Origin of the sequence: Allobosea sp. R86505 (assembly GCF_042466375.1) — a bacterium.
Lineage (GTDB): Bacteria > Pseudomonadota > Alphaproteobacteria > Rhizobiales > Beijerinckiaceae > Allobosea.
The window spans coordinates 130,117-154,035 of record NZ_JAXHPY010000001.1; the positions used below are offsets into that span (position 1 = coordinate 130,117).

At 69.2% G+C, this 23,919-nt stretch carries 19 protein-coding genes; 6 read left to right on the forward strand and 13 right to left on the reverse strand.

The features are described from left to right. Both phnN and nadC read right to left on the reverse strand, forming a co-directional pair. Complete coding sequence (phnN, locus tag SJY11_RS00645) at positions 1-2,055, reverse strand: phosphonate metabolism protein/1,5-bisphosphokinase (PRPP-forming) PhnN (protein WP_376984504.1); 2,055 nt, start codon at positions 2,053-2,055, stop codon at positions 1-3. Between the two features lie 16 nt (positions 2,056-2,071). Next, positions 2,072-2,905 (reverse strand): carboxylating nicotinate-nucleotide diphosphorylase, encoded by an 834-nt coding sequence (gene nadC / locus SJY11_RS00650; RefSeq protein ID WP_376984506.1) that lies wholly within the window; start codon positions 2,903-2,905, stop codon positions 2,072-2,074. 448 nt (positions 2,906-3,353) lie between these two features. Here nadC and SJY11_RS00655 point away from each other — a divergent pair, with 448 nt between their 5' ends. After that, the gene (locus SJY11_RS00655) at positions 3,354-4,337 is read left to right on the forward strand and encodes a TAXI family TRAP transporter solute-binding subunit (protein ID WP_376984508.1); all 984 of its coding nucleotides are present in this window, start codon (positions 3,354-3,356) and stop codon (positions 4,335-4,337) included. Between the two features lie 49 nt (positions 4,338-4,386). Continuing rightward, positions 4,387-6,303, forward strand: coding sequence for a TRAP transporter permease (locus SJY11_RS00660; RefSeq protein ID WP_376984510.1), 1,917 nt, complete (start codon positions 4,387-4,389; stop codon positions 6,301-6,303). 9 nt (positions 6,304-6,312) lie between these two features. Here SJY11_RS00660 and SJY11_RS00665 read toward each other — a convergent pair whose 3' ends face one another. The 5 genes from SJY11_RS00665 to SJY11_RS00685 all read right to left on the reverse strand — a co-directional run bounded on the left by SJY11_RS00665 (position 6,313) and on the right by SJY11_RS00685 (position 12,143). Further along, on the reverse strand, positions 6,313-7,464 hold the full coding sequence (locus SJY11_RS00665) for a formylglycine-generating enzyme family protein (protein ID WP_376984511.1): 1,152 nt from the start codon (positions 7,462-7,464) through the stop codon (positions 6,313-6,315). After that, positions 7,461-8,651 carry an OmpA family protein gene (locus SJY11_RS00670; protein WP_376984512.1) on the reverse strand — a complete coding sequence of 397 codons (1,191 nt, stop codon included), beginning with the start codon at positions 8,649-8,651 and terminating at the stop codon, positions 7,461-7,463. Before SJY11_RS00670 ends, SJY11_RS00665 begins: the two co-directional genes overlap by 4 nt. 209 nt (positions 8,652-8,860) lie before the next feature. Then, a complete protein-coding gene (locus tag SJY11_RS00675; RefSeq protein WP_376984514.1) occupies positions 8,861-10,786 on the reverse strand; it encodes a CHASE2 domain-containing protein in 1,926 nt (641 codons plus the stop codon). Next, positions 10,779-11,477: a Crp/Fnr family transcriptional regulator gene (locus SJY11_RS00680; RefSeq protein WP_376984515.1), complete on the reverse strand. Its 699-nt coding sequence runs from the start codon at positions 11,475-11,477 to the stop codon at positions 10,779-10,781. The genes SJY11_RS00675 and SJY11_RS00680 overlap by 8 nt, the downstream gene beginning before the upstream one ends. A 3-nt stretch (positions 11,478-11,480) precedes the next feature. After that, positions 11,481-12,143, reverse strand: a complete 663-nt coding sequence (locus SJY11_RS00685) for a FecR family protein (RefSeq protein ID WP_376984517.1) — start codon at positions 12,141-12,143, stop codon at positions 11,481-11,483. Positions 12,144-12,385: 242 nt separating this feature from the next. On the opposite strand from SJY11_RS00685, the gene SJY11_RS00690 reads away from it, so the two are divergent. From SJY11_RS00690 to SJY11_RS00705, 4 genes are all read left to right on the forward strand, one after another. Then, positions 12,386-13,216, forward strand: a complete 831-nt coding sequence (locus tag SJY11_RS00690; RefSeq protein ID WP_376984518.1) for an alpha/beta fold hydrolase — start codon at positions 12,386-12,388, stop codon at positions 13,214-13,216. A gap of 116 nt (positions 13,217-13,332) precedes the next feature. After that, on the forward strand, positions 13,333-13,725 hold the full coding sequence (locus SJY11_RS00695) for a c-type cytochrome (RefSeq protein WP_376984520.1): 393 nt from the start codon (positions 13,333-13,335) through the stop codon (positions 13,723-13,725). Between the two features lie 128 nt (positions 13,726-13,853). Continuing rightward, positions 13,854-15,143, forward strand: a complete 1,290-nt coding sequence (locus tag SJY11_RS00700; protein WP_376984521.1) for an ArgE/DapE family deacylase — start codon at positions 13,854-13,856, stop codon at positions 15,141-15,143. A 172-nt stretch (positions 15,144-15,315) separates the two neighbouring features. Next, positions 15,316-15,756: an NUDIX hydrolase gene (locus SJY11_RS00705; protein WP_376984523.1), complete on the forward strand. Its 441-nt coding sequence runs from the start codon at positions 15,316-15,318 to the stop codon at positions 15,754-15,756. 19 nt (positions 15,757-15,775) lie between these two features. Here the strand turns inward: SJY11_RS00705 and SJY11_RS00710 are convergent, their stop codons facing one another. The 6 genes from SJY11_RS00710 to iolG all read right to left on the reverse strand — a co-directional run bounded on the left by SJY11_RS00710 (position 15,776) and on the right by iolG (position 23,906). Next, a complete protein-coding gene (locus SJY11_RS00710) occupies positions 15,776-17,500 on the reverse strand; it encodes a Na/Pi cotransporter family protein (protein ID WP_376984525.1) in 1,725 nt (574 codons plus the stop codon). Between the two features lie 144 nt (positions 17,501-17,644). After that, positions 17,645-18,712 carry an ABC transporter ATP-binding protein gene (locus SJY11_RS00715; RefSeq protein WP_376984527.1) on the reverse strand — a complete coding sequence of 356 codons (1,068 nt, stop codon included), beginning with the start codon at positions 18,710-18,712 and terminating at the stop codon, positions 17,645-17,647. Positions 18,713-18,725: 13 nt separating this feature from the next. Then, complete coding sequence (locus SJY11_RS00720; RefSeq protein WP_376984529.1) at positions 18,726-20,933, reverse strand: ABC transporter permease; 2,208 nt, start codon at positions 20,931-20,933, stop codon at positions 18,726-18,728. A 40-nt stretch (positions 20,934-20,973) separates the two neighbouring features. After that, the gene (locus SJY11_RS00725) at positions 20,974-22,011 is read right to left on the reverse strand and encodes an ABC transporter substrate-binding protein (RefSeq protein ID WP_376984531.1); all 1,038 of its coding nucleotides are present in this window, start codon (positions 22,009-22,011) and stop codon (positions 20,974-20,976) included. 93 nt (positions 22,012-22,104) lie between these two features. After that, positions 22,105-22,887 (reverse strand): inositol monophosphatase family protein, encoded by a 783-nt coding sequence (locus SJY11_RS00730; RefSeq protein ID WP_376984533.1) that lies wholly within the window; start codon positions 22,885-22,887, stop codon positions 22,105-22,107. Beyond that, on the reverse strand, positions 22,884-23,906 hold the full coding sequence (iolG, locus tag SJY11_RS00735) for an inositol 2-dehydrogenase (protein ID WP_376984535.1): 1,023 nt from the start codon (positions 23,904-23,906) through the stop codon (positions 22,884-22,886). The genes SJY11_RS00730 and iolG overlap by 4 nt, the downstream gene beginning before the upstream one ends. Positions 23,907-23,919 lie beyond the last annotated feature (13 nt).

The following is a 23,919-nucleotide window of genomic DNA, read 5'->3' on the forward strand; positions in this document are numbered from 1 at the left end:
CTAGCCCAGCACGAACCCCTCATCCGCAGCCGCCAGCGCCACCGCCGCCTCGAGGTCCGGCGCCGCGGCGGCGTGGATCGTGAAGAGCCCCTCACCGGCCGTGACGTCGTCGCCGACCGCGCGCAGCAGGTCGATGCCGGCGCTCTTGTCGAAGGGGGCTCCGGCGCGGCGCGCGATGCCCGCGATGCGCCAGCCGTCGATCTCGCTGATGCGGCCGGCGCGGGAGGCGCGCAGGGTGTGGGTGAGGGCTGCGGGCTTGGCCACGATGTCACGGCGTCCCTGGGCGGCAATGATCCCGTCCAGAGCGGCGCGTGCCGCGCCCGAGGCGAGCAGCTCGGCCGCCCGCGCGCGGCCTTTCTCCTGCGTGCCGATGGCCGGGTCCCAGGCCAGGATGCGGCCGGCGAAGTCGAGCGCCTTCTCGCGCAGATCGGCCGGGGCCTGCGCATCGCCCTCCAGCACCCAGAGCACGTCGCGGACCTCGAGCGCCGGCCCGATGCCGCGGCCGATCGGCCCGGCGCCGCAGGTCGCGACCGCCTCGACATGCAGGCCGACGGAACGCCCGACGCTCTCGAACAGCGCGCCGAGTTCGCGTGCTTCCGCCTCGCTATGGAGCTTGGCGCGGCGGCCATAGGGCAGGTCGATCACGACATGGGTCGAGCCTGCGGTCAGCTTCTTCGAGATGATCGAGGCGACCGACCAGCGGTTGGAATCGATGCCGAGCGGGCGCGTGATCGCGTTCATCACGTCGTCGACGGCGGAGTGGTTGAGGCGGCCGTTCCAGGCGATGCAGGCGCGCGCCTGCGCCACCGTGCGGCGGACATCGTCCTCCGTCAGGTCGACCCTGGCCAGCACCTCCATCGCATCGGCCGTGCCGGCGGCCGAGGTGATGGCGCGCGAGGAGGTCTTGGGCATGGCGAGCCCGTGGGCCGCGACGATCGGCGCGACGATCAGCGTGATGCGGCTGCCGGGGATGCCGCCCATCGAGTGCTTGTCCACGACGATCGGCTCGTCCCAGCGCAGCGGCGTCGAAAAACCGGCGCGCACGCTCGCCAGCGCCGCGACCTCGGCATCGCTGAGCGAGCGCGTGGCGGCGACGAGGAAGGCGGAGATCTCGCCCTCCGGGTAGCGGCCCTCGACGATGTCTCGCAGCAGCATGGCGTAGTCGGCGGCGCCGAGTTCGGAGCCCTGGATCTTGGCGCGCAGCGCATCGCGGCTGTGCTGCGGCGGCGTGCGGGTCAGCGTGATATCGCTGCCTTCGGGCAGGCCAAGCTGCGCGAAGGCCTCGCGCGACAGGCCGATCTCGTGCGGCTGCAGCAGCCAGCCGGGATCGACGACGTTGATACGGGCGCGGATGCTGCGGCGGGTGCCATCCCGCTCGATCGGGCCCGCCACATCGACCTTGCCCGGCCCGTCGAAATCCGCGACGCCGAGCAGGCTGTCGCGTGGCAGATAGGCGATGCTGTCGCGCCAGCCGTCGATCGGGACGGGCTTCAGGGACAGGCGGCGCGTGGCGGCGTCGATCGCGGCGAGGAAATGCTCGATGCCCTCCTCGACCGTTCCGTCATTGGAGACGGTGATGGTCTCGATGCCATCAGGCCATTGCGGCGGCTTGCGGGCGAGCCGCGCGGCGATGTCTTCAGCCGTTTCGCGTCCGCGGGAGGCGAGACGGCGGGCGAGCGTCTCGGGCGAGGCGGTGACGTTGATGATGATCAGCCGCGGCACGGCGCCGGCGAGTATCTCCAGCACGCCGCGCGAGCCGTTGGCGACGATGTGGCGGCCGTCCAGAAGCTCATCCCGCAGCCCGGCGCGCAGCCCGTAATGCAGCCCATGCGCCTGCCAGGACACCAGAAGGCCGCCGGCCGCCGCGAGCGCGGCGAAGCCGGCCTCGTCGATCGCCTCATGATCCTCGCCTCCGGCATCGGCCGGGCGGGTGATCAGGCGGCGCGCGAAGCCGAAGCGCCCGCCCTGCGCCAAGGCCCGCCGGGCCCCGTCCATCAGTGTATCCTTGCCGGCCCCGCTCGGCCCGACGACGACGAAGAGGATGCCTGGCCGCATGGAGTTCCGGTCGCCTTCAGGCCTCGTCGAGCCCGATATCCACGGCGGGCGCCGACTGTGTGATCTTGCTGGTGGAGATGTAGTCCACGCCGGTCTCGGCGATGGCGCGGATCGTCTCGTAGCGGATGCCGCCCGAGGCTTCCAGCTTGGCGCGGCCGGCGACATAGGCGACCGCCTCCTTCATCTCCGGCACGGGCATGTTGTCGAGCATGATCACATCGGCACCGGCGGCGACCGCCTCGCGCACCTGCTCCAGCCGGTCGCACTCGACCTCGAGCTTGGTCAGGACGGGCAGCTTGCGGCGGGCGCGCTCGACCGCCTGGGCGATGCCGCCGCAAACGGCGATGTGGTTGTCCTTGATCATCACGCCGTTATCGAGCCCGAGGCGGTGGTTCAGCCCGCCGCCGCAGGCGACCGCATGCTTCTCCAGCATGCGCAGGCCGGGCGTGGTCTTGCGGGTGTCGATCAGCCGGGCGCGCGTGCCCTTGATGATGTCGACATAGCGCGCGGTCTCGGTGGCGATGCCCGAGAGCCGCTGCACGATGTTGAGCGCCGTGCGCTCGGCGGTGAGGATGCCCTGGGCCGGCCCCTCGACCAGGATCAGCGTTGCGCCCTTCTCGACGCGGTCGCCATCGGCGGCCTCGACCTTGACCGACAGCCTCGGCTCGTAGCGGGCGAAGACGGCCGCCGCGACATCGATGCCGGCCAGGACCATCGGCTCGCGGGCGTTCATGCGGAAGGCGCCGGTCTCCGTCGGCTCGATCATGAGCTGGACGGTCAGGTCGCAGGAACCGATGTCCTCGCTCAGCCAGAGATCGATCAGCCGCTGGGTGGTGAAACGGTCATACATGATCAGCCCTGCCCTGCGCCCCGCCAGCTCCAGCGGGCTTCGCCATGGGGAGCGAATAGCATGGATGGCCCGATCCGGTTACCGTTTGTGTACCAACGATGGGAAGGGGGGCCCGACCTGTCAAGCAGGGATTGGTCGACGCCACCCACCGAGGCATAGCGTGGCACAACAACGAGCCATTTCAGCGCAGCAATCGCAGTCGTCGCGTGCAGGTTGCAAAAATTTGCTGCAGTGCACGCCGCCCGTTTGGGCGAGGAACAGCATTGACAACCCATATGCACACCAACAAACTCCTCGTCGTGCTGCGCAAGTCAGCATTCGACAAGGCGGCTTGAAGCCGCCGGGGAACGGCAGCTACGTCAGATCATCCACCGGCGGCATCCGCCGGTGGCCTTCGGTTGAGCGGCCCGCTCCCGGGCCGTGTCCGACACGAGGCTGGGAGGGAACCATGAAGAGACTGACTTTCACGACACTCGTCGCGGCCGCGCTGGCACTCGGCGCGGTTCCGGCGGCAGCGCAGACCGCACCGGCAAAGAAGATCACCCTGACCGGCGGCTCCGTCGGCGGCGCCTGGAGCGCCATCGGCAACGCCATCGGCGAAACCATCCGGCGTGAATCGCCTGGCGCCGCCTTCGGCTACGAGCCGGGCCGCGAGGCGGCGAACATCCAGCTGGTCTCGACCGGGAAGGTCGAGCTCGGCATCGCCCATGCGCAATTGGTGAAGCGGGCGCAGGCCGGCGAGGAACCCTTCAAGGCACCCGTGACCAATCTGCGCGCCATCGCGCTGATCGACCCCAAGGCCGCGGTCCAGATCCTCGTGCGCGAGGATGCCGGCATCGACAGCTTCGAGAGCGTTCTCGCCGCCAAGAAGCCGGTCCGCGTCGCGCTCAACCAGCGCGGCACGCTGATGGCGGTCACCGGCGAAGAGGTGTTCAAGGCCTATGGCATCACCGCCAAGGACATCGAGGCCTGGGGTGGGCGCATTCACAATGTCGACTACAATGCCGGCCTCGAGATGATGAAGAACGGCCAGGTCGACGTCATCATCAACATGCTCGCCTTCCCCTCCGGGCAGATCAACAACGCGACGCGCGAGATGAAGGTCAAGATGCTCGGCATCTCGCCCGAGGCGACCGCCAAGCTCGGCGCCCTGCTCGGCACGGCGCCGATCACCGTGCCGGCCGGGACCTATGCCTTCCAGTCCGCGGCGGTGCCGACCATCACCGGCAGCGTCGTGCTCTTCGCCTCGGCCGAGATGAAGGACGAGGATGCGGCCCTGATCGCCAACGGCATGATCAAGCATTTCGACTATCTGCGACAGGCGCATGCGATGATGGCCAAGCTCGAGCCGGTGAACCTGACCCAGACCGCGCCGCTGGCGCTCCATCCCGGCGCAGAGGCCGCCTATCGGAAAGCCGGCCTGCTGAAGTGAGGCGCGGCCTTCTCCGCCGCCTCCGGACCGATCATCTGGAGACTTCGCGATGCCGCCCCTGCTGACGATCCTCGCGCCGGGGCGCTCGCGCGACCTCGGCGCGCCGGAGCAATGGACGGTCCATCTCATCGGCGTCGCCACCGCGGTTCTGCTGATCGCCATCTCGTTCGGCTGGTATGTGAAGCGCGAGATCGCGCTGTTTCTCTTCCTCGGCGCGGTCCTTTCGCTCGCGTTCCTGACGACCACAGCCAATCCGGCGCGTCCCACCGGGCGCTCCCTCGCCGCATGGCTTCTGGTCGTGCTCTCGCTCGTCTCCTGCGGCTACTTCGTCGCGATGCAGCCGGTGCACGAGATGCGGCTGCCGATGGTCGACGAGCTGTCGGCCCTCGACATCGCGGCGTCGATCGTGCTGATCGCGCTGGTGATGGAGGCGACGCGGCGCTGCATCGGGATGATCCTGGTCGTGCTGGTGACGACCTTTCTCGCCTACGCCGTCTTCGGCAACCGGCTTTCGGGCTCCTTCGCCCATCGTGGCTTCAGCACGCAGGAAATCGTCGACCATCTGGTCCTCTCGACCAACGGGCTGTTTGGACCGGCGCTCGAGGTCGCAGCCTTCCTGGTCGTGGTCTTCGTCGTCTTCGGCGCGCTGCTGGACCGGATCGGCGGGGCGGATTTCTTCTACGACATCGCCAACAGCCTGGTCGGCAAGCAGGTCGGCGGGGCGAGCAAGGTGGCGGTGGTCTCGTCGGGGCTCTACGGCTCGATCTCGGGCTCGCCGACGGCCGACGTCGTCACCACCGGATCTTTCAGCATCCCGCTGATGATCCGCACCGGCGTGAGCCGAACCTATGCCGGCGCGATCGAATCCGCCGCCTCGACGGGCGGGGCCCTGTTGCCGCCGGTGATGGGCTCCGCCGCCTTCCTGATGACGGATTTCACCGGAATCCCCTATGCCACGATCGTGCTGGCGGCGCTGATCCCGGCCGTGCTGTACTATCTGTCGGTGTTCCTCGCGGCGCATTTCCGCGCGCATCGGGACGGTCTCCAGCCGATGAGCGAGGGCGAAGTGCCCTCCATTTTTGCCGTACTGCGGCGTGACTGGGCCTATCTGCTGCCAATCGGCCTGCTGGTCTGGGGCGTACTCAGCCTCAACCGGCCAGCCTTCGCCGGAGCGCTCGCCTGTGCGGCCCTGGTTCCCGTCGCCATGTTGCGCCACCCCAACCCTCTGGCTCTGATCAAAACGCTGTTCTTCGGCCTGAGCGACGGGATGCGCGGAATGGTCGGCGTCGGCGTCGCCTGCGCCATCGCCGGCCTTGTCGTCGGCACGCTGTCGATGACCGATCTGACCGGGAAGATCAGCTCCGGCCTGTTCCACATGTCCGGCGGCAGCCCGATCCTGACCATCCTCGTGGCCGCCTTCGTCATCATCGTGCTGGGCATGGGCATGCCAACCCCCGCCGTCTATGCCCTGTCGGCCGTGCTGGCGGCGCCGGCCCTGATCGCGCTCGGCATCGAAGTGCTGCCCGCCCATCTCTTCATCGTCTACATCGCCTCGATGTCGGCGATCACGCCACCGGTGGCGGTGGCGGCCTTCGCCGCGGCCTCGATCGCCAAGGCCAATCCGGTGATGATCGCGGTCGTCGCCTGCCGGATCGCGATGGTCGCGTTCCTGCTGCCCTTCGTCTTCATCTACCAGCCGGCGCTCCTGATGATGGGCGCGACGGGGCAGATCGTGATCTCGGCCGGCACCGCCGCGCTCGGTGTGCTGGCGCTCAATGCGGCGCTGGAAGGCTATTTCCTGGTCATGCTGGACGGCATGAAACGCGCGCTGCTGTTCGTCGCCGGCGTTTGTCTGTTTCTTCCCCTCGCCGCGACCGAGGCCATCGGCGCGCTGTTGCTGGCGGGCATGACGGGCTGGATCTGGACGCTTCGCCGGTCGAAGCGGGCCAGGCCGGGCGTCGCCTGACCGCCGCCCTCAGTTGCCGAGATCGCGCGCGACGCGAAAGCCTGCGACCTGGTCGCGGATGCCGGGCTCGCTGACGATCCGGGCATCGAGCCGCCGCGCCGCCGGCGGATCCGCCCAGGAGCCGCCCCGCAGGATGCGGCCCTCCTCCTCGCGACAGATCGGCGGCGGGAAGGGCTGGCCGGGCACGGAGGGGTCGGGCGGGCAGGTATCGACCCATTCCCAGAGGTTGCCACTGAGATCGGACAGACCCCAGGGGCTGGCGGCGAAACTGCCGACGGGCGCCGTGGTGCGGAAGCCGTCACGGCAGGGCGCCGCGGTCCAGGAGGGCATCGACTGCTTGGCGGTCTCGTCGGCGCCGTTGCCGATCGCGCAGAGGCGCGCGGGATCGGCCATGTCCTTAGCCGAGGAGGCCGCGACATGGTGCCATTCGGCGTCGGTCAGCAGGCGGTAGCGCTGGCCGCTGCGCTTCGAGAGCCAGGCGAGATAGGCCTTGGCGTCGCCATGGCTGACGCAGGCGACCGGGTCGTTGTCCGTCTGCGGAAAGCCGGGATCCTGCCAGGACAGGGTCGGATCGAGCTTCCAGACCGGCGAGCGGACATGACAGCCGAGTTCGACGACATGGCCGGACTGCTGCACGAAGGCGCGGTACTGCGCCCGGGTGACTTCGAAGCGGCCGACCGCGAAGGGTTGCGGCAGGGCGACGTCGACATTGCGCGGCGTCGCGCCGGTCGAAAGCTGCATGCGGACATCGCCATCGGGCACCAGGACGAGCTCGGGGCAGTCGGCACAGTCGCGAAAGCCTTCGCCCGAGCCCGGCTTGACCCAGAGCCGCTGGTCGCCGGCCGCGAGATCGACATAGCCCAAAGCGGCGAGCCTTGCCGTCACCCGGCTCTTGTCGACGCCCGCCGCGAGCAATTCGAGCAGGGCCGCCCGGTCGGTCGTGGCAGCAATCCGTGCCGCCATGTCGGCGGCGGGATCCCGCGGCGGCGCCAGCGGGCTCAGCTTGAGGGAGGGTCCGGTGGAGGCTGAACCCGGCTGGCGCGGCAGCGGCTGGGAAAGGGCTCCGACCGGCAGGGCGAGGCCGAGCGCGGCCAGCGCCACGCCCAGGGCGGCCCGCCGTCCGGCGGGCCGCCGCGCGGGCAGATCAGCCGCGGCGCTCATGCGCAGGGCGCGGTCTTGAATTCGACGCGGCGGTCGACCGCCGTGCTGGCGTCATCGCGCGGCAGGCCGACCAGCACCTCGCGAAAGCCGACGCCGGAGGGGCGCAGCCGCTGCGACATGCCGGGCGCGGTCGCAGCCATGAGCGCCACGATACGCTCGGCGCGCTCACGCGACAGCTTGTCGTTGAGGCTCTCCGGGCCGGTGCGGCTGGCATGGCCGACCACGTCGAGGCAGACGCCGGCCTGGGTCGCCCGCGCCGCGATCTCGCGCAACCAGGCCGGGTAGCTCGCCGAGAGCTTGCGGTCGGCGTTGAAGGCGGTGGAGTTCGGCTCGAACAGGAACTTCACCCCGAGCTGGCCAAGGGAAAAACCGCGCTCAACCATCTGTCCGAAGGTCTGGTCGGCCTCGCTGGTCTCGCCCAGCGCGGCATAGGAGAGGTAGAGGCCGTTGAGCACGCGCAGCTGGTCGCCGCCCGGCTGGGCCTGGGCCTCGCGGTAGAGATCGCGCGCCCGACGGTGGTCGCCGGCCTCATAGGCAGCGCCGGCCTCGCGGATGCGGGCGGCGGCGCCGAGCTGGTCGATATAGGCGGGCGAGACGGGCGTGCCGGGCTGCGACTTCTGGCAGGCCTCGACATAGGCGCGGGTCGCAGCGTCCAGCCCCCAGACCGGCGTGTCGGCATAGGAGGCCGCAGGAGCGATGTCGACATTGCCGACCGTCGAGCGCGCGACACTGCGGGCATAGACCGTCTTGGCCTCGCGCTCGACCAGGGCGAAGCAGATCCAGAAGGCGTCGCGATCGCCGCCGGGCTGGCCGGCATTGTTGATCGTGTTGAAGGTGCCGATGAAGACGAAGCGAGCCTTGGCGACGTTTTCGGGCGTGAAGGCCAGGATCTTCACATGCGGATAGCGCTCCGCCACCAGCTCCGCGATGCGCCGGTCGAAGCCGCGCGTCGCCGCCGACTGGATGCCGGTGACGCCGTCGATCAGCGGATCGATGACGACGGTGACCTCGCCGGCGCTCGCCGGCAGCTTGGCGAAGAGGTCCGTCGCGGCCTTCATGAAGGCCTGTTCGAGCGGGACCAGCGCGGGGGCCCGCGCGGCGGCGACGGGCTGGGCGATGGCGGCCGGGGCGCTGCCGACGGCTGCGAGCGCGAGCATGACGGCGGCGGTAAAGGAACGAAGGGTCATCGGGCGGCTCCGGCGAGGCCTGTCGCCGCCCTGCTCCCCAGCCGGATTGCGACGAAGGTCGATCAAGTGCTGAACCATAGCGTCATCTCCTTTTCCCGAGCAATCCTTCCTGGTCCGGGAGGATCGGTGTGAGGAGAGAGTGAAGCAGTGGAGCGGTTATGCCTGTCTCCGAGGGAACAGCCCGCGCAGGACGCTGCGGCAGGAGCGGCTCAGGCCGGCGCGGACACGTCGACGCGTCCGACCCCGCGCAGAGCCACGGTTCCGAGCGGGCGCAGCAGGGCGGGGTCGCAGCGGCTCGCCGCGACAGGACCGACGCAGATCGACGAACCGAGTTCCTTGTTGAGCGCCTCGAGCCGCGCCGCCGTGTTCACGGCGTCGCCATGGGCGGTGTAGTCGAGCTTGGCGCCGACGCCGACGTCGCCGACGATGGCGATGCCGGTCTCGATGCCCTGGCGGGTGCGTCCCAGGCCGATCGTGGCGGCGAGACCGGTGGCCCGGTAGGCTTCCGTCCAGGCGAGGATCGCGACGGCGCATTCGAGTGCGCGGCGCGGGTGATCTTCCAGATCGAGGGGGGCATTGAAGAGGGCGTGGACGGCGTCGCCGACGAGCTTGTCGACCATGCCGCCATGGCCGCCGACGATGCGGGTGACCCCCTCGAAATAGCCGTCCAGCACCGCGACGAGCTGCTCGGGTCCGGCCTCGCGGGTGGTCTGCGTGAACCCCTCGATATCGGTGAAGAGTGCGGTGACCTCGCGCCGCTCGCCCGTCAGTTTGAGGCTGTCGGGGTCGGCGACGATCCGCTCGACCACGCCGGGCGCCAGATGTTGCTCGAAGCGGCGGCGCAGTCGCGCCTCGCGCCAGCGCGATTCCGAGAAGGCGGTGAGCGAGGTGGCGAGAAAGGCGAAGGTCGCGGCAATCATCGGGATGCGCGGGTCGAACAGCAGGTCGCGCAGGGCCAGCCACCCCGTGCCGACCACAACGAGCGCGAGCAGACAAAGGAGTGCAGCCGTCGCGATCGCGGGCCGCCAGAGCCGCGCCATCGCGATCGCGATCGACATGACGACCAGCGCAAGCCCCAGTTCCACCGGGTCAGCCCAGTCCGGCCGAACCGGCATCACGCCGGTCGCGATCTGGTGGACCGCCTGCGCATGCAGCAGGGAGGACGGAGTCAGGGGATCGCGGGCGCTGGCCCGCAACGCTCCCAGCTCCGGAGAGACGCCGCCGATGAAGACGATGGCGCCCGCCAGGGCGGCCACGTCCGTATCGCCGCGCAGCAGATCCGATGCGCGAATGACGGGCACCGCCGGCCCGCCCGGCACCAGTCGCAGGAGGCCGTGCGGCGGCAGGGGGCGCGTCATTTCACCGATGGTCACCCGCAGCGGACCGGCAGAGAGCAGGTAGCCGGAGGCGCCGGCAGCCAGGCGCATGGCTTCAAGGGCCAGCCCAGGACGGTTCTCGTCACCGACCGTGACGAACAGCGGAACGCGGCGGACGAGCCCGTCATCGTCTCCGGGGAGGGACAGCGTGCCGGAACCCGCCGCTGCGGCCGCCAGCCCGGGAGGGGGCGCGCTCGCCCCCTGCTCGCGCCAGAGCGAACCGAGGGCCACGCCCGGGCGTGTCAGCACCGGTATGGCGCCAACGGCATCGCGCCCGTGCGGGTTGAGCACCCAGCCAAGCACGACGGGGCCGGTGCCGACGGCGTCCGCAAGCATCCTGTCGCCGTCCTCCAGCGTCGGCGCCAGCGCAGCCAGGGCGGCGTTTCCGGTCTCCTCGGCGAGCCGGCGCGCCAGCGCGGCGGGGGAGCGCGTATCCTCGCCCGCCAGCAGCAGATCGAGCGCGATCGCAGCGGGCTTCGCCGCATTGACGGCCGCGATCAGCCGCGCCAGCGTTTCCCGACGCCAGGGCCAGCGACCGTTCTCGTCATGGCTTGCGGCATCGATCGCGACGATGGCGAGCCTGGGCGCGGGCTTGGGGCCGCGCCAATCCGCGACCTGCTCCAGCAGGACATCCAAAACCCGCTCGCGCTGGGTCTCGCGCCAGAAGGTCGGGGCGAAGAGGGCGAGCAGGATCAGGCCGAGGCCGACCGCGACACCTGCAGCGACGGGTCGCCACCGTCGCAGCCTTTTCTCAGCCATCTCCGATTCCAGCACATTTCGCGAGCAGGTCGGGATCGCAGAACAGGCGGTCGGCGGTGCGGCGGATCGCGCCCGTCTGTTCGAGGGAGCCCAGCGCCGCATTCACCTTGGGCCGGCTGGCGCCCAGCAATTGCGCGAGCTCGCCCTGGGAGAATGCCAGTTCGAGCGGCACCCGCTTGCCCGGCGGGGCGCGACGGCCGCCGAGGCCGACGAGGAGGAAGCGGGCCAGCCGGACCTCGATCGAATAGAGCGCGATGCCCTCGAGCTGGTCGGTGGTCTCGCGCAGCCGGCGGCAGAGAAAGGCGATGATCCCGGCCGCCAGTTCCGGATGGCGCAGCATCAGCTGTTCGAGCGCCGCGCGGCGCAGGCCGTAGGCCAGAACCGGCGTCATCGCGACCGCGTCGGCGCTGCGGGGACCGCCGTCGAGCAGGGCGATCTCGCCCAGCAGATCGCCACGGGCCGCGTGGCGCACGCTGAGTTCGCGGCCATCCTCGGTGGTCACCGCCAGCCTCACGCGGCCCTCTGCGACCAGCAGCAGGCGATCACCGGCATCGCCGCGACCGAAGAGCATCTGCCCCTGCTCACAGCGCAGTTCGCGGAACTCGGCGGCGCAGTCCGCGAGGGCCTCGCCCGAGAGGCCCGAGAAGAAACCGGCCTCGGCCAGCAGCGCCGTGATCGGGGCCGGTTCCATCGGTCAGGTGATCTGGGCGAGCGCCGCAGCAATGCGCGCCTCGCCCCAACGGCGTGCAGGCGTCGGCGCGGCGCCGCGTCGGGCGATGTCGGTGCCCTCGCCCGCCCGCAGCACGACCTCGCGGCCGGCAGCCCGCACGGCGACCTCCCCACGCGCGACGAAGACGCCGAAGACGCCGTCGCTAGGGCCCGCGAAGAAGCGTGTGCCGCGCACGGCGATGAGGCCATAGGAGGACCGGATGCGGATACGCCCGGCTTCGCTGCCGGGGGGCTTGTCGACCAGCAGCGCACCCGCTCCGAGCGTGATGGTGCCGCCAGCGTCGATGATGAAACGGTCGATGGTGATCTGCGCCTTCTCGCCGAGCCGCAGTTCCGTGGCGCGCCCGAGCCGGAAGCCGGCGCGGGCATCCTCGCCCGTCTCGACGCGATCGCCGACGAAAACGGGGCCGTCGGTCGCGAGCCTGCGCCGGGTCTCCCTGAGCTCGGCCATGGCGTCTCCGCGGAGATCGGTCACCAGACCGGCGGCCGGGGCGCGATTCGCCTGGGTCTGAGCCAGGGCCGGCAACGGCAAGCCACCCAGGCCGAGCAGCATGGCCGCTCGCACCAGCCCGCGCCGGTCCAGCGCGCCGTCACCCGAACCGATCAGGTCGTCCTCGATCGCCGCCATGCCTCTCGCCTTCTCCCGCCCGGACGCAGTTGCCCATGACCGACGCGTCGCGGTCAAGCCAAGCAACCCGGGATTGGCCGATACCTCATCGGTCGCTCGGGAGCCACGCATGGTTCATGCGCCACCGCCCTGCGCCGACTGCGTCTCTCCCCTGCCGCTGCGACCATGGCGGTGCCCCGCCGCCTGCGCCATCCTTGGCGCAGGGCCGGGCAGCATTGCACCGGCGCAGAAGGAGGTTGCCCATGAACCCACAGCAGAGCGATCTGCCGGCGCCGGCGCAGTTCGATGCGCGAACGGCCGATGGCGCGGTGCTGCGCGTCTTCGCCGAAGGCCGGGGCCGACCGCTGCTGCTGGTGACCGGGCTCGGCGGTACCGGGGGCTTCTGGGCCAGCATCTCCGAGACTCTGGCGCGGTCCTTCAGGGTGCTGCGCTTCGATCAGCGCGGTCTCGCCGCCAGCACGCGCGGCAGCGCGCCCTGCAGCATCGAGACACTGGCGCAGGACTGCCTGAGCGTGCTCGACGAGGCCGGCATCGAGCAGGCGGTGGTGCTCGGCCATTCGACCGGGGGCTGCATCGCGTTGTCGCTCGCGCAGCTCGCGCCGGGGCGCGTCGAGGGGCTGATCCTGAGCGGGAGCTGGCTGAGGCCGAGCCACTACATGACCGCTTATTTCGGCGCGCGCCGCGCGATCCTGGCGAGCCATCCCGAGGCCTATGCAGCGGCCTCCGTGCTCTGCGCCTATCCGCCGGCCTGGATCGAGGCGAACTGGCCCGTCTACGAGGCCGCCCTGGCCGCCGCGCCGCTGACGGCGCAGCAACAGGCGGTGATGACCGAGCGCATCGACGCGCTGCTCGCCTTCGACGGGTCGATGCAGGCCGCCGCACTCGATCTGCCGGTGCTCGTGCTCGGCGCCCGCGACGACATGGTCGTGCCCGCCTTCCTGCAGGAGGATCTCGCGGCGGCACTGCCCGGCTGCGCCAAGGCCATGCTCGATTCCGGCGGGCATCTCTTCCCGGTTTCGCGGCCGGACGCCTTCACCTCGACGGTGGCCGACTGGATCGGCCGGCTGGGCTGACGCGGGGCCGGAGCGGGGCGCGGCGAATTGGCCCCTAGGCAGCATCCCTCTTTGGATTATGCCCATTCAAGGGACGGCCACTCGCCGGTCCCGCGCCGAAAGCCAAGGACCTACGCATGACAGCCATTCGCCTCGCCCTGCTGGCCGCCCTGTTCGCCCCCGCCCTTGCCGCACCCGCCGCAGCGCAGGACGTCGCCGCCGGCGAGCGCTCCTGGAACAAGTGCCGTGCCTGCCACCAGATCGGCGAGACCGCCAAGAACATCGTCGGTCCGCAGCTCAACGGGCTGTTCGGGCGCACCGCCGGCACCGTCGAGGGCTACAGCTACTCGGCCGCCAACAAGAACTCCGGCATCACCTGGGACGAGGCGGTCTTCGCCGAGTACATCAAGGACCCGCGCGGCAAGATCCCGGGCACCAAGATGGTCTTCGCCGGCATCAAGAACGAGAAGGAAATCGCCGATCTGACGGCCTTCCTCAAGCAGTTCGGCAAGGACGGCAAGAAACTCTGACCCGCCGCGGGCCGGGGGGGGGGCGGTGCCAGCGCGTCTGCAGCATCGCGCCCCCTCCGGCGGCATGGGTTGACGCAGCCTGCCAAAGGCCCCGAACTCGGTGCTCCCTCGTGACGGAGCCTGCGCCCATGCCTCTCAACCCCGCCCTCCGCGACACAATCCTGGCTTCCGTCGAGGCCGGCTTCGCCGAGCAGATCGCCTTCACGCAGGAGCTGATCCGCTTTCCCTCGCTGCGGGGCGAGGAACATGCCTGCCAGGACTTCGTCTACCGGGCGCTGCGGGAGCGGGGCTTTACGGTCGACCGCTTCAAGATGGACGAGGCGGCGATCAAGGCCCATCCCGGCGGCGGGCCCTTCTCCGCGCATCACTCCGACGCGCCGATCCTCGTCGGCATCCATCATCCGCGCGAGGAGAAGGGCCGCTCGCTGATCCTGCAGGCGCATGTCGATGTCGTGCCGACCGGCCCGGTCGACCAGTGGACCCATGCGCCCTTCGATCCCGTGATCGAGGGCGACTGGCTCTATGGCCGCGGCGGCGCCGACATGAAGGCCGGGCATGGCGCCAATTTCGCCTGCCTCGACGCGCTGCGCCGGATCGGGCTGCAGCCGGCGGCCACGCTCTATCTTGAATCGGTGGTCGAGGAGGAATCGACCGGAAACGGCGCGCTGATGACGCATCTGCGTGGCTACCGCGCCGATGCGGCGCTGATCCCCGAGCCGGAATACGAGATGCTGTGCCGCGCCAATGCCGGCGTGATCTGGTTCCAGTTCGAGGTGCGCGGCGTGCCGGTGCATGTCCGCGAGATGGGCGCCGGCGCCAACGCGATCGACGCCGCCTATCGCGTGATCGCGGCGCTGCGCAAGCTCGAGGAGGAGTTCAACGCGGAGAAGGCCGGGCGCGAGCATTTCGAGGACCAGGCGCATCCGATCAATCTCAACATCGGCAAGATCGAGGGCGGCGACTGGGCCTCCTCCGTCCCGTGCTGGTGCCGCGTGGACTGCCGCGTCGGGCTGTATCCCGGCGTCACCGCGCAGGAGATCGCGCAGCGCATCGAGGACTGTATCCGCGCCGCCTCGCGCGCCGACAGCTTCCTCGCCAACAACCCGCCCAAGGTCACCTTCAACGGTTTCTGGGCGGAGGGCTATGTGCTGGAGCCCGGCAGCGAGGCCGAGGCCGTGCTCGGCCGCGCGCATCAGGCAGCGCTGGGCAAGCCGCTGCAATCCTTCATGACGCCAGCCTATCTCGATGCCCGCGTGCATGCGCTCTACGACAAGATTCCGGCGCTCTGCTACGGGCCGATGGGCGAGAACATCCACGCCTTCGACGAGCGCGTCAGCCTCGCCTCGGTGAAACGCATCACGGGCGCGATGGCTCTGTTCATCGCCGAATGGTGCGGCGTGGAGACACTGTCCCCCTGAGGGAACCTTCGGCACCTTCGCCTCTTGTTTCATCAGGTTCAGCACCCAAATGCGTCAGAGCGACCGATGGAATATGCTTTCCATATCGGCGCGCCGGCGCAATATTTGGACCATCGAGGCGGCGGGCCGAATCAGCCGCAGACGCCATCAGAGACGAGGGCAGCAGCGACCGATGAAGAAGAAGGGCCCTCCCGGCACGATCCGGCCGCAGGTCGCGGCCATGCCGATCCGGCGCCTGCCGGGTGGGGGGGTGGAGGTTCTGCTCGTCACGTCGCGCACCACGCGCCGCTGGATCGTCCCCAAGGGCTGGCCGATCAAGGGACTGACCGATCCGGAATCGGCGGCGCGGGAGGCCTATGAGGAGGCCGGCGTCGTCGGGCACATCGTCGAGGAACCTGCGGGGCGCTACACCTACTGGAAGCGCATGTCCGACCACTTCGTGCTGTGCGAGGTGACGCTGTTCCTGCTCGATGTCGAGCGGCAGTTGCCGACCTGGGCGGAACAGGACCAGCGCCAGAGCCAGTGGTTCAGCCCCGAAGATGCCGCCGACCTCGTCGACGAGCCCGAACTCGCCTCGGCGATCCGCAACGTCAGCCTCGCCGCCGCGGCCTGACCGCACGGGTCCGTCCGCGTCAGCGGCCCGTCTGGGGCGCGGGCAGCAGCGCCTCACGCTCGTGCCTTGCGCGGGCCTCCTTGCTCTCCATCAACCGGCTCTCGCGCAGGACATTGGCGCTCTCCAGGATCGGATAACCGATCGAGGCGACATGCCCATGGATGCGTTTGAGATCGCGGATGATGTCGAGATGGATGGCGCTGGTCTCGATCAATTCCGGGCGTCCGTCCCGCAGCCGCTCGAAATGGCTTTCGGTGGCCCGGCGCTCGGCTTCCCGCATCGTCGCCTTCTCGGCGAAGAGCTGGCGCGCCAGCGCGAGATCGCGGGTGGCGAAGACGTTGAGCGCCAGTCCGAGCCCCGAGGCGACGCGCTGATGGAAGTCGCGGATCTCGGCCAGCCCCTCGGGCGAGAAGGAATAGCGTTTGCGGATCTTCTTTTCGGCGAGTTCGCGCAGGTTCTTGTCGATGATGTCGCCGATATGCTCGAGATTGGTGATCAGGGTGATGATCTCGAGGAGGCGGCGTCCCTCCTCGTCGCTCAGCTCGTTGCGCGAGACCCGCACGAGGTAAAGCTTGATCGATTCATGGATGGTGTCGACGCCGTCATCGGCCTGTGCGATCGCGCGCGAGAGCCTGAGCTCGTCCTTCTCCAGCAGGGTCATGGTGTCGCGCAGCATGCCCTCGACGCGGTCGCCGAGATGCAGCGCCTCGCGCATGGCGCAGGCCAGGGCCTCGGTCGGGCTGTCGAGCGCGTTGGTGTCCAGATAGCGCGGCGCCACCACCGTCTCGGCCGTGTCGCGGTCTGGCATGAGGCGGCCGACGAGCGTCGTGACGGGATGCACGAAGGGCAGGAAGATCAGCGCGCCGACCAGGTTCAGGGCGAGATGGAACTCGATGGCCAGCCGCGCATCCGCAAAAGGCAGCGCCAGCAGCCAGTTCGACAAGGGCGCCACGAAGGGCAGCACCATCAGGGCAAGCAGCAGCCGCGTCGCCAGATTGGCGACCGCCGCCCGGCGCTGCGCGACGGGGGCGCCGAGCTGGTCCAGGACCGGGATCAGCGCATTGCCGAGATTGGCGCCGACGACCAGCGTCAGCGCCGTCGCCGGCGGGACGAGGCCCGAGGCGGCGAAGGTGACAATCAGCAGGACGATGGCGATGCTGGAATGCGTCAGCCAGGTCGCGGCCGCCGCAACCACGACCGCCAGCAGCGGCTCGCTGCCCAGCGCCGTCAGCAGGGTGCGGAAGGTCGGCGACTGGGCGAGCGGAGCGGCCGCGCCGTTCAGCTCGATCAAGGCGAGCAGGATCAGGCCGATCCCGACCAGAATGCGGCCGATATTGCGCGCCCGGTCCATTGCCTCGTGGCCGAGATAGAGCGCGACGCCGATGGCCAGGCACAGCCCCCAGAGCCAGCCGAGATCCATCGAGATGACGAAGGCGGCCAGCGACGTGCCGAGATTGGCCCCGAGCAGGACCGCCAGCGCCATCGCGGGCACGATCAGCTTGCGGGCCGCGAAGGAGGAGACGAGCAGTGTCGTCGCGGTCGAGCTCTGCAGCACGATGGTGACCGCGGCGCCGCTGCCGAAGGCGGTGAACCGGTTGCGCGTGAAGCTCTGAAGCGCCTGTCTCAACGAGGCGCCGAACGCCCGCATCGCGCCGGTCCGAACGAGCCGCACCGACCAGATCAGCAGTGCGACGCCGCCGGCGAGGTGGAACAGGATCATCGTCGCGCTGTCGTTGCTTGTCATCGCAGCCGGGTCTTTCTCCGCTCGGATAGCGAACCTAACGCATCATCGGCGCATTTTCATTAGCCAACTTATCACTCTTGCGCGCAAATTGTGCTGATCGTGCGGCCGTGAAGGGGAAACTGCCTCGTTCGAGGGCGGTTCCGGTCAATTCGGCGGAATGAGGGTGACACCCGAGTCGGCGAAAGCGAGGTTGACCGGCGTACCGGGCTTCCACATGTCGTGATGGCCGTACTGGACGACGAAGAGCTCACCCACCTCGGTCTCGATCATGATGTCGAGATGATTGCCGAGATAGGCGCATTTGCGCACCGTCCCCGGCAGCGAATCCGGCCCGGTCGTCTCCGACAGCAGCAGGCTTTCGGGACGGATCGCGACCTTGGCCGGCCCCGGCCCCAGCTCGCGGGCGGGCAAAGACACGGTCGCGGACCCGATCGCGACTGCGGCGCGCCCGTCCGCCACGGAGGCGATCGTGACGTCGATCAGGTTGGCATCGCCGATGAAATCGGCGACGAAGGCGTTGGCCGGGGCCTCGTAGAGCGCACGCGGCGCCCCTTCCTGCGCAATCCGCGCATTGGACATCACGATGATCCGGTCCGAGACGGCCAGCGCCTCCTCCTGGTCATGGGTGACATAGGCGACGGTGAGGTTCAGGTCCTGCTGCAGTTCGCGGATTTCCTCGCGGACGCGGCGGCGCAGCTTGGCGTCGAGATTGGAGAGCGGCTCGTCGAAGAGCAGCACCTGCGGCTCGAGCACGAGCGCGCGCGCCACCGCGACCCGCTGCTGCTGGCCGCCCGACAGTTCCGACGGGTAACGGCTCTCGAAGCCCTTGAGGCCGACCAGCGCCAGCTTCTCCAGCGCCATCTCGCGGGATTTCTCCTTGCCGAGGCCTTTCACGGTCGGACCGTAGGCTGCGTTCTCCAGCACACTCATATGCGGAAAGAGCGCATAGGACTGGAAGACCATGCTGACGTCGCGATCGGCGGCCGACAGCCGCGTCACGTCCCGCCCGCCGATGAGGATTTGCCCCTCACTGGCGATCTCGAGCCCGGCGATCATGCGCAGGGTCGTGGTCTTGCCGCAGCCGGAGGGGCCGAGCAGCGTGACCAGGGTCCCGGCCTCGATGGTGAAGGAGATGTCGTCGACCGCCGTCACCGCGCCGTAGCGCATCGAGACATTGCGGAATTCGACGGATGCCGGGCCGGCCTTTGCCATGGTCACGCTGTCCTTATCCGACCGCCGGGGCGGGCACCGGCGTGGCGACCGTCGCGACGGCCTTGCGGCGCCCGAGCTTGCGCTCGCCGACGCCCAACTGAATCAGGCCGATGCCGAACGCCATGAAGACGATGAGCACCGAGGAATAGGCGATCGCGAGCCCGAACTCGCCGGCCTCGACGCGCCCGACGATGTAGGCGGTGGCGAGGTTGTACTCGGCCGAGACCAGGAAGATCACCGCGCTGACGGCCGTCATCGCGCGAACGAAGGAATAGACCAGGGCCGAGACGAGCGCCGGCTTGAGCAGCGGCAGCATGATGCGCCAGAGCGTGGTGAAGGAACGGGCGCGTAGCGTCGTCGAGGCCTCGTCGAGGCTCTTGTCGATCTGCGACAGGCCGGCGATGCCGGAGCGGACACCGACCGGCATGTTGCGGAAGACGAAGGCGAGCACGAGGATCAGCCCCGTGCCGGTGATCTCGATCGGCGGGACGTTGAAGGCGAGGATGTAGGCGACGCCGATCACGGTGCCGGGGATCGCGAAGGAGAGCATCGTCGCAAATTCGAGCGCGGCGCGCCCCGCAAAGCGCTGCCGGGTCAGCAGATAGGCCGTGATCAGGCCGATCACCGCCGTCAGCGGCGCCGAGATGGCGGCGATCTTGATCGTGGTGAAGAAGGAATCCCAGGCCGCTCCCTCGAAGAACAGGCCGCGGCTCCAGTCGATCGAGAAGCCGGTGCGGTAATGCTCCAGCGTCGGCGTGTAGTCGCGGCCCATCGCCTTGACGAAGCCGCCGATCAGGATGACCAGGTAGATCACGAAGGTCAGCGCGACCCAGGGCAGGATGACGAGGCCGGCCAGCCAGGAGACGCGCCGCGGCAGCGGCGTCGGCAGGCCGGAATCGCCCTTTCCGGTCACCGTCGTGTAGGATTTGTCGCCGAGCCAGCGCTGCTGGATCCAGAAGGCGCCGAGCGTGAAACCGAGCAGCACGATCGCCAGCACCGCCGCCTGCCCCTGATTGTGCGAGGCCCCGACCACGGCGAAGAAGATTTTGGTCGAGAGCACCTCGTAATTGCCGCCCAGCACGAGCGGGTTGCCGAAATCGGCCATGCTCTCGACGAAGCCGAGCAGGAAGGCATTGGCCAGTCCCGGCCTGAGCAGCGGCCAGGTCACGGTCCGGAAGGTCTGCCAGCGCTTGGCGCCGAGCGTCTGCGAGGCCTCCTCGAGGCTCGGGCTGATGCCCTGCACGACGCCGATCAGCACGAGGAAGGCGATCGGCGCGAAGGCCAGCACCTGCGCCAGCAGCACGCCGGGAAGGCCGTAGATCCAGCGCGAGCGCGGGACGTCGAACCATTCATACATCAGGTTCGAGACCATGCCAGAGCGGCCGAACAGCAGGATCAGCGCAAGGCCGATGACGAAGGGCGGGGTGATGATCGGCAGCACCGTCAGCGCCCGCATCACCCGCTTGCCCGGCATGCCGGTGCGCAGGATCAGCAGCGCGCAGGCGAGCCCCAGCAGCGTGGTGATGACGCCGCAGAGGACGGCCAGGAACAGCGTGTTCCAGGCCACGCCGCAATTGGTGTTGGCTGTGAGGCAGCCCAGGCCCCAGATCGAGGAATCGAAGAAGCGGCTGGTGAAGGCCGAGAGCGCGAAGGCGCCGTCCTGGTCGATCAGCGCGCTCTCCAGCACGGTGACGACCGGGAAGAAGATGAACAGCCCGATCAGCAGCACGATGATGCCGATGGCGCTGGTGGTGAACAGGTCGCCGCGGCAATAGCCGCGATAGGCCAGGCCGTGACAGAGCAGCAGCAGCAGCGACAGGATGCAGAGAAAGGCACCGGCGCCCATCCCCGGCTGGGCCGCGCCGGCCCCTCCGAGCAGCGCCGCGAGCCCGGGCATGCCCTGGCCGCGGATGCCGATGGCAAAGCCCTGCGCGAAGAACAGCGCGATGCCGGCGGCCCCCGCCAGCATCAGGATGCGCGCCACGATCTTCTCGTCGCGCAGCCCGCTCGCCACCGTCGCCGCGACGAGCGCCAGTCCGACCGGAAGCAGCCAGGGCGCCTCGCCCGAGAGCGAGAGCGCCAGGGCCGTGCCGACCCGGCCGAAGGGGTAGCCGTTCAGCCAGCCGAAGCTGACGAGGCTCGCGCGCTCGACGAGATACCAGGGCAACAGGCCGTAGCCGAGCCAGCCCATCGCGAGCACGAGCTTCGTCGATTCCCGCATCGCGGGCGCCCCCTATCTCGTCAGAGCCGTGTCCTGCCGCTTACTTGGGCAGAACCTTGACTTCACGGTCCCACTTGCTGAGCAGGCGGGTGCGCTCGGCCGACGAGCCGTATTTGGCGAAGTCGTAGTCGATCAGCTTGACCTCCTCGAGCTTGGGCGCCTGCGGGGGCGGCACCACGCTCTTGTTGGACGGTACCTGATAGGACTTGGCCTGGGCGGCGAGGGACTGGGCGGCGGGGGTCAGCGCCCAGTCGTAGAACTTCTTGGCGCTGTCAGGATTGCGGGCGCCCTTGATCATCGACATCGAGCCGATCTCGTAGCCCGTGCCCTCGCAGGGGGCGACGACCTTCACCGGGCCGCCATCGACGACCATCGTCACCATGTCGTGCATGAAGGTGATGCCGACGGTGGTCTCGCCGAGGCTGGTCGCCTTGGCCGGCGCCGCGCCCGACTTGGTGTACTGGTTGATGTTCTTGTGCAGGGCCTTGAGATAGTCGAAGGCCTTGTCCTCGCCCATCAGCTGCACGAGCGTCGCCAGCATGGTGTAGGAGGTACCCGAGGAGTTGGGATCGGCGACCTGGACCTCGTCCTTGAGGTTGGCCTTGATCAGGTCGGCCCAGCATTTCGGCTCGTCGATCTTGCGCGAGGCGACCTGCTTGGTGTTGAAGCCGAAGCCGAGCGCGCCGGCATAGACGCCGACCGTGCGCCCCTTGGACTGCTTCCACTGCTTCACGGCCCAGTCGTGCAGATCGGCGTTGCGGGGGCTCTCATAGGCCTCGGACAGCCCTTCCTCGGCAGCCTGGAGATGGGGGTCGCCCGTGCCACCCCACCAGATGTCGCCGCGGGGGTTCGAGGATTCGGCCTTGATCTGGGCATAGGTCTCGCCCGAGCTCTTGCGCGTCATCGAGACCTTGATGCCGGTCTCCTTCTCGAAGGCCTGGGCCATCGGCCGGCACCACTCCTCCTGGACGGAACAGTAGAGCACGAGGGACCCCTGTGCCTGGGCCGGAGCGGCCCCGAAGGAAGCGGTGGCGAGCGCGGCGAAGAGGCCGGCCCGGAGCCAGGACTGCGTCTGCATGATAACCTCCCTGATCAGAACGTTCTGTTCTTGTTGTCTTTATTGCGACAGTGAAACGACATGATCCCAGAAAGCAATGGGGTCCAATGCCAGCTAAGCGATTCCTGTGATCCGGCGAAGTTCCACCGCCAGCCCAGGCGTGCAGCAAAGGATGGGATTGCCCTTCGAGAGGCCGGCGCCGGCGAAGAAATCGTTGATGGACGCACCGGCCTCGCCGGCGATGACGATCCCGGCCGCCACGTCCCAGGCATTGATGTGAAGCTCGGCATAGGCATCGCTGCTGCCATTGGCGACATGGCAAAGCCCGAGCGTGCCCGAGCCGCCGCGCTTGACCGCCGCGCCCGCAGAATAGGTCCGCCCGATGATCTCGACATAGCGTTCGGCCGGCACGCGGGTCGACCAGCCGAGCTCGATCGAGGCGCGCGCGATGTCGCTGCCACCCGAGACCTTGATCGGCGCGCCGTTCAGCGTCACCCCGCCGCCGCAGCGCGCGGCATAGAGTTCGCCTAGCGCCGGCGCTGCGACGACGCCGATTTCCGGCCTGCGGTCGGCGAGGAAGCCGATCGAGATGCACCAGTTGCGGTCGCCATGGGCGAAATTGGCCGTGCCGTCGATCGGGTCGAGAATCCAGACGGCGTCGGAGGCTTCGCCGCCGCCCTCCTCGCCGATCACCGTGTCATCCGGGAAGAGCTGCGACAGGCGCTCGCGCAGGAAGGCCTCGACCGCCCCGTCGGCGACGGTCAGCCAATCCTGCGCACCCTTCATGGTGGTGCCGAGGGTTTCGCGGCGGCTGAAATAGCCTTGCGCCAGATGGCTCGCCTCGGCCGCGAGGCCGAGCGCCGCATAGAAGCGGAGATCGCGTTCGGCCGGCGTCATCGGGCCGCCTCCAGATCGACGGCGACCGGCTTGCCGGTCTGCGCCGACTGCGTCGCGGCGTCGGCCAGGATCTGCGCCTTGAGCCCGTCGCGACCCGAGGGCGTCGGGGCAACACCGCCGCGGCAGGCGGCGAAGAAGGCCTCCAGTTCGGCGCGGTAGGCGGCGGCATAGCGCTCCAGGAAGAAGTTCTGGACGGGATCGGCGCGGAAGCCCTGAGCGGTCGCACTCTCGACGGTCGTCTCGTGGATGTTTCCGGCGCGCAGCATGCCCTGCGAGCCATGGACCTCGATGCGCTGGTCGTAACCGTAAGTCGCGCGGCGGGAGTTCGAGATCTGCGCAATCTTGCCAGACGCCGTCTTCATCAGCACGGCGGCGGTGTCGACGTCACCGGCCGCACCGATCGCGGGATCGACCAGCGCCGAGCCCAAAGCGAAGACCTCGACCGGCTCCTCCGCGAGGAGGAAGCGGGCCATGTCGAAATCATGGATCATCATGTCGCGGAACAGCCCGCCCGAGCGCTTCACATAGTCGACCGGGGGCGGCGAGGGATCGCGCGAGATCACGCTGACGATCTCGACGGCCCCGGCCTCGCCGGCCCGCAGCCGGCGTTCGAGGGCAGCGAAGTTGGGGTCGAAGCGGCGGTTGAAACCGATCATCAGCGGCCGACCCGATTTCTCAACCGTGGCGAGGCAGCGGCGGATGCGGGCGGCGTCGAGATCGACCGGCTTCTCGCAGAACACGGCCTTTCCGGCCGAGACGGCCGCCTCGATCAGGTCGGCATGGGTGTCGGTGGGCGTGCAGATCAGGATGGCGTCGATGTCGGCATCCGAGAGGATGGCCTCCGTGCTGGTCGCCTTCGCACCCGTCTCGGCCGCCAGCGCGGCCGCGGCGGCGGGCACCGCATCGGTCACCGCGACCAGTTCGGCGTCGGCGCGTGCCGCCACGTTCAACCCGTGGATGCGGCCGATCCGGCCCGCCCCCAGCAACCCCACCCGCATCGTCGGCACTCGCGTCGTCATCTCGTCTGTCGTC

What these genes read in the sequence shown, in the direction of transcription:
- phnN (WP_376984504.1), bottom strand. Translation starts at nt 2,055, where the DNA reads ATGCGGCCAGGCATCCTCTTCGTCGTCGTCGGGCCGAGCGGGGCCGGC.
- nadC (WP_376984506.1), bottom strand. Translation starts at nt 2,905, where the DNA reads ATGTATGACCGTTTCACCACCCAGCGGCTGATCGATCTCTGGCTGAGC.
- SJY11_RS00655 (WP_376984508.1), top strand. Translation starts at nt 3,354, where the DNA reads ATGAAGAGACTGACTTTCACGACACTCGTCGCGGCCGCGCTGGCACTC.
- SJY11_RS00660 (WP_376984510.1), top strand. Translation starts at nt 4,387, where the DNA reads ATGCCGCCCCTGCTGACGATCCTCGCGCCGGGGCGCTCGCGCGACCTC.
- SJY11_RS00665 (WP_376984511.1), bottom strand. Translation starts at nt 7,464, where the DNA reads ATGAGCGCCGCGGCTGATCTGCCCGCGCGGCGGCCCGCCGGACGGCGG.
- SJY11_RS00670 (WP_376984512.1), bottom strand. Translation starts at nt 8,651, where the DNA reads ATGACCCTTCGTTCCTTTACCGCCGCCGTCATGCTCGCGCTCGCAGCC.
- SJY11_RS00675 (WP_376984514.1), bottom strand. Translation starts at nt 10,786, where the DNA reads ATGGCTGAGAAAAGGCTGCGACGGTGGCGACCCGTCGCTGCAGGTGTC.
- SJY11_RS00680 (WP_376984515.1), bottom strand. Translation starts at nt 11,477, where the DNA reads ATGGAACCGGCCCCGATCACGGCGCTGCTGGCCGAGGCCGGTTTCTTC.
- SJY11_RS00685 (WP_376984517.1), bottom strand. Translation starts at nt 12,143, where the DNA reads ATGGCGGCGATCGAGGACGACCTGATCGGTTCGGGTGACGGCGCGCTG.
- SJY11_RS00690 (WP_376984518.1), top strand. Translation starts at nt 12,386, where the DNA reads ATGAACCCACAGCAGAGCGATCTGCCGGCGCCGGCGCAGTTCGATGCG.
- SJY11_RS00695 (WP_376984520.1), top strand. Translation starts at nt 13,333, where the DNA reads ATGACAGCCATTCGCCTCGCCCTGCTGGCCGCCCTGTTCGCCCCCGCC.
- SJY11_RS00700 (WP_376984521.1), top strand. Translation starts at nt 13,854, where the DNA reads ATGCCTCTCAACCCCGCCCTCCGCGACACAATCCTGGCTTCCGTCGAG.
- SJY11_RS00705 (WP_376984523.1), top strand. Translation starts at nt 15,316, where the DNA reads ATGAAGAAGAAGGGCCCTCCCGGCACGATCCGGCCGCAGGTCGCGGCC.
- SJY11_RS00710 (WP_376984525.1), bottom strand. Translation starts at nt 17,500, where the DNA reads ATGACAAGCAACGACAGCGCGACGATGATCCTGTTCCACCTCGCCGGC.
- SJY11_RS00715 (WP_376984527.1), bottom strand. Translation starts at nt 18,712, where the DNA reads ATGGCAAAGGCCGGCCCGGCATCCGTCGAATTCCGCAATGTCTCGATG.
- SJY11_RS00720 (WP_376984529.1), bottom strand. Translation starts at nt 20,933, where the DNA reads ATGCGGGAATCGACGAAGCTCGTGCTCGCGATGGGCTGGCTCGGCTAC.
- SJY11_RS00725 (WP_376984531.1), bottom strand. Translation starts at nt 22,011, where the DNA reads ATGCAGACGCAGTCCTGGCTCCGGGCCGGCCTCTTCGCCGCGCTCGCC.
- SJY11_RS00730 (WP_376984533.1), bottom strand. Translation starts at nt 22,887, where the DNA reads ATGACGCCGGCCGAACGCGATCTCCGCTTCTATGCGGCGCTCGGCCTC.
- iolG (WP_376984535.1), bottom strand. Translation starts at nt 23,906, where the DNA reads ATGACGACGCGAGTGCCGACGATGCGGGTGGGGTTGCTGGGGGCGGGC.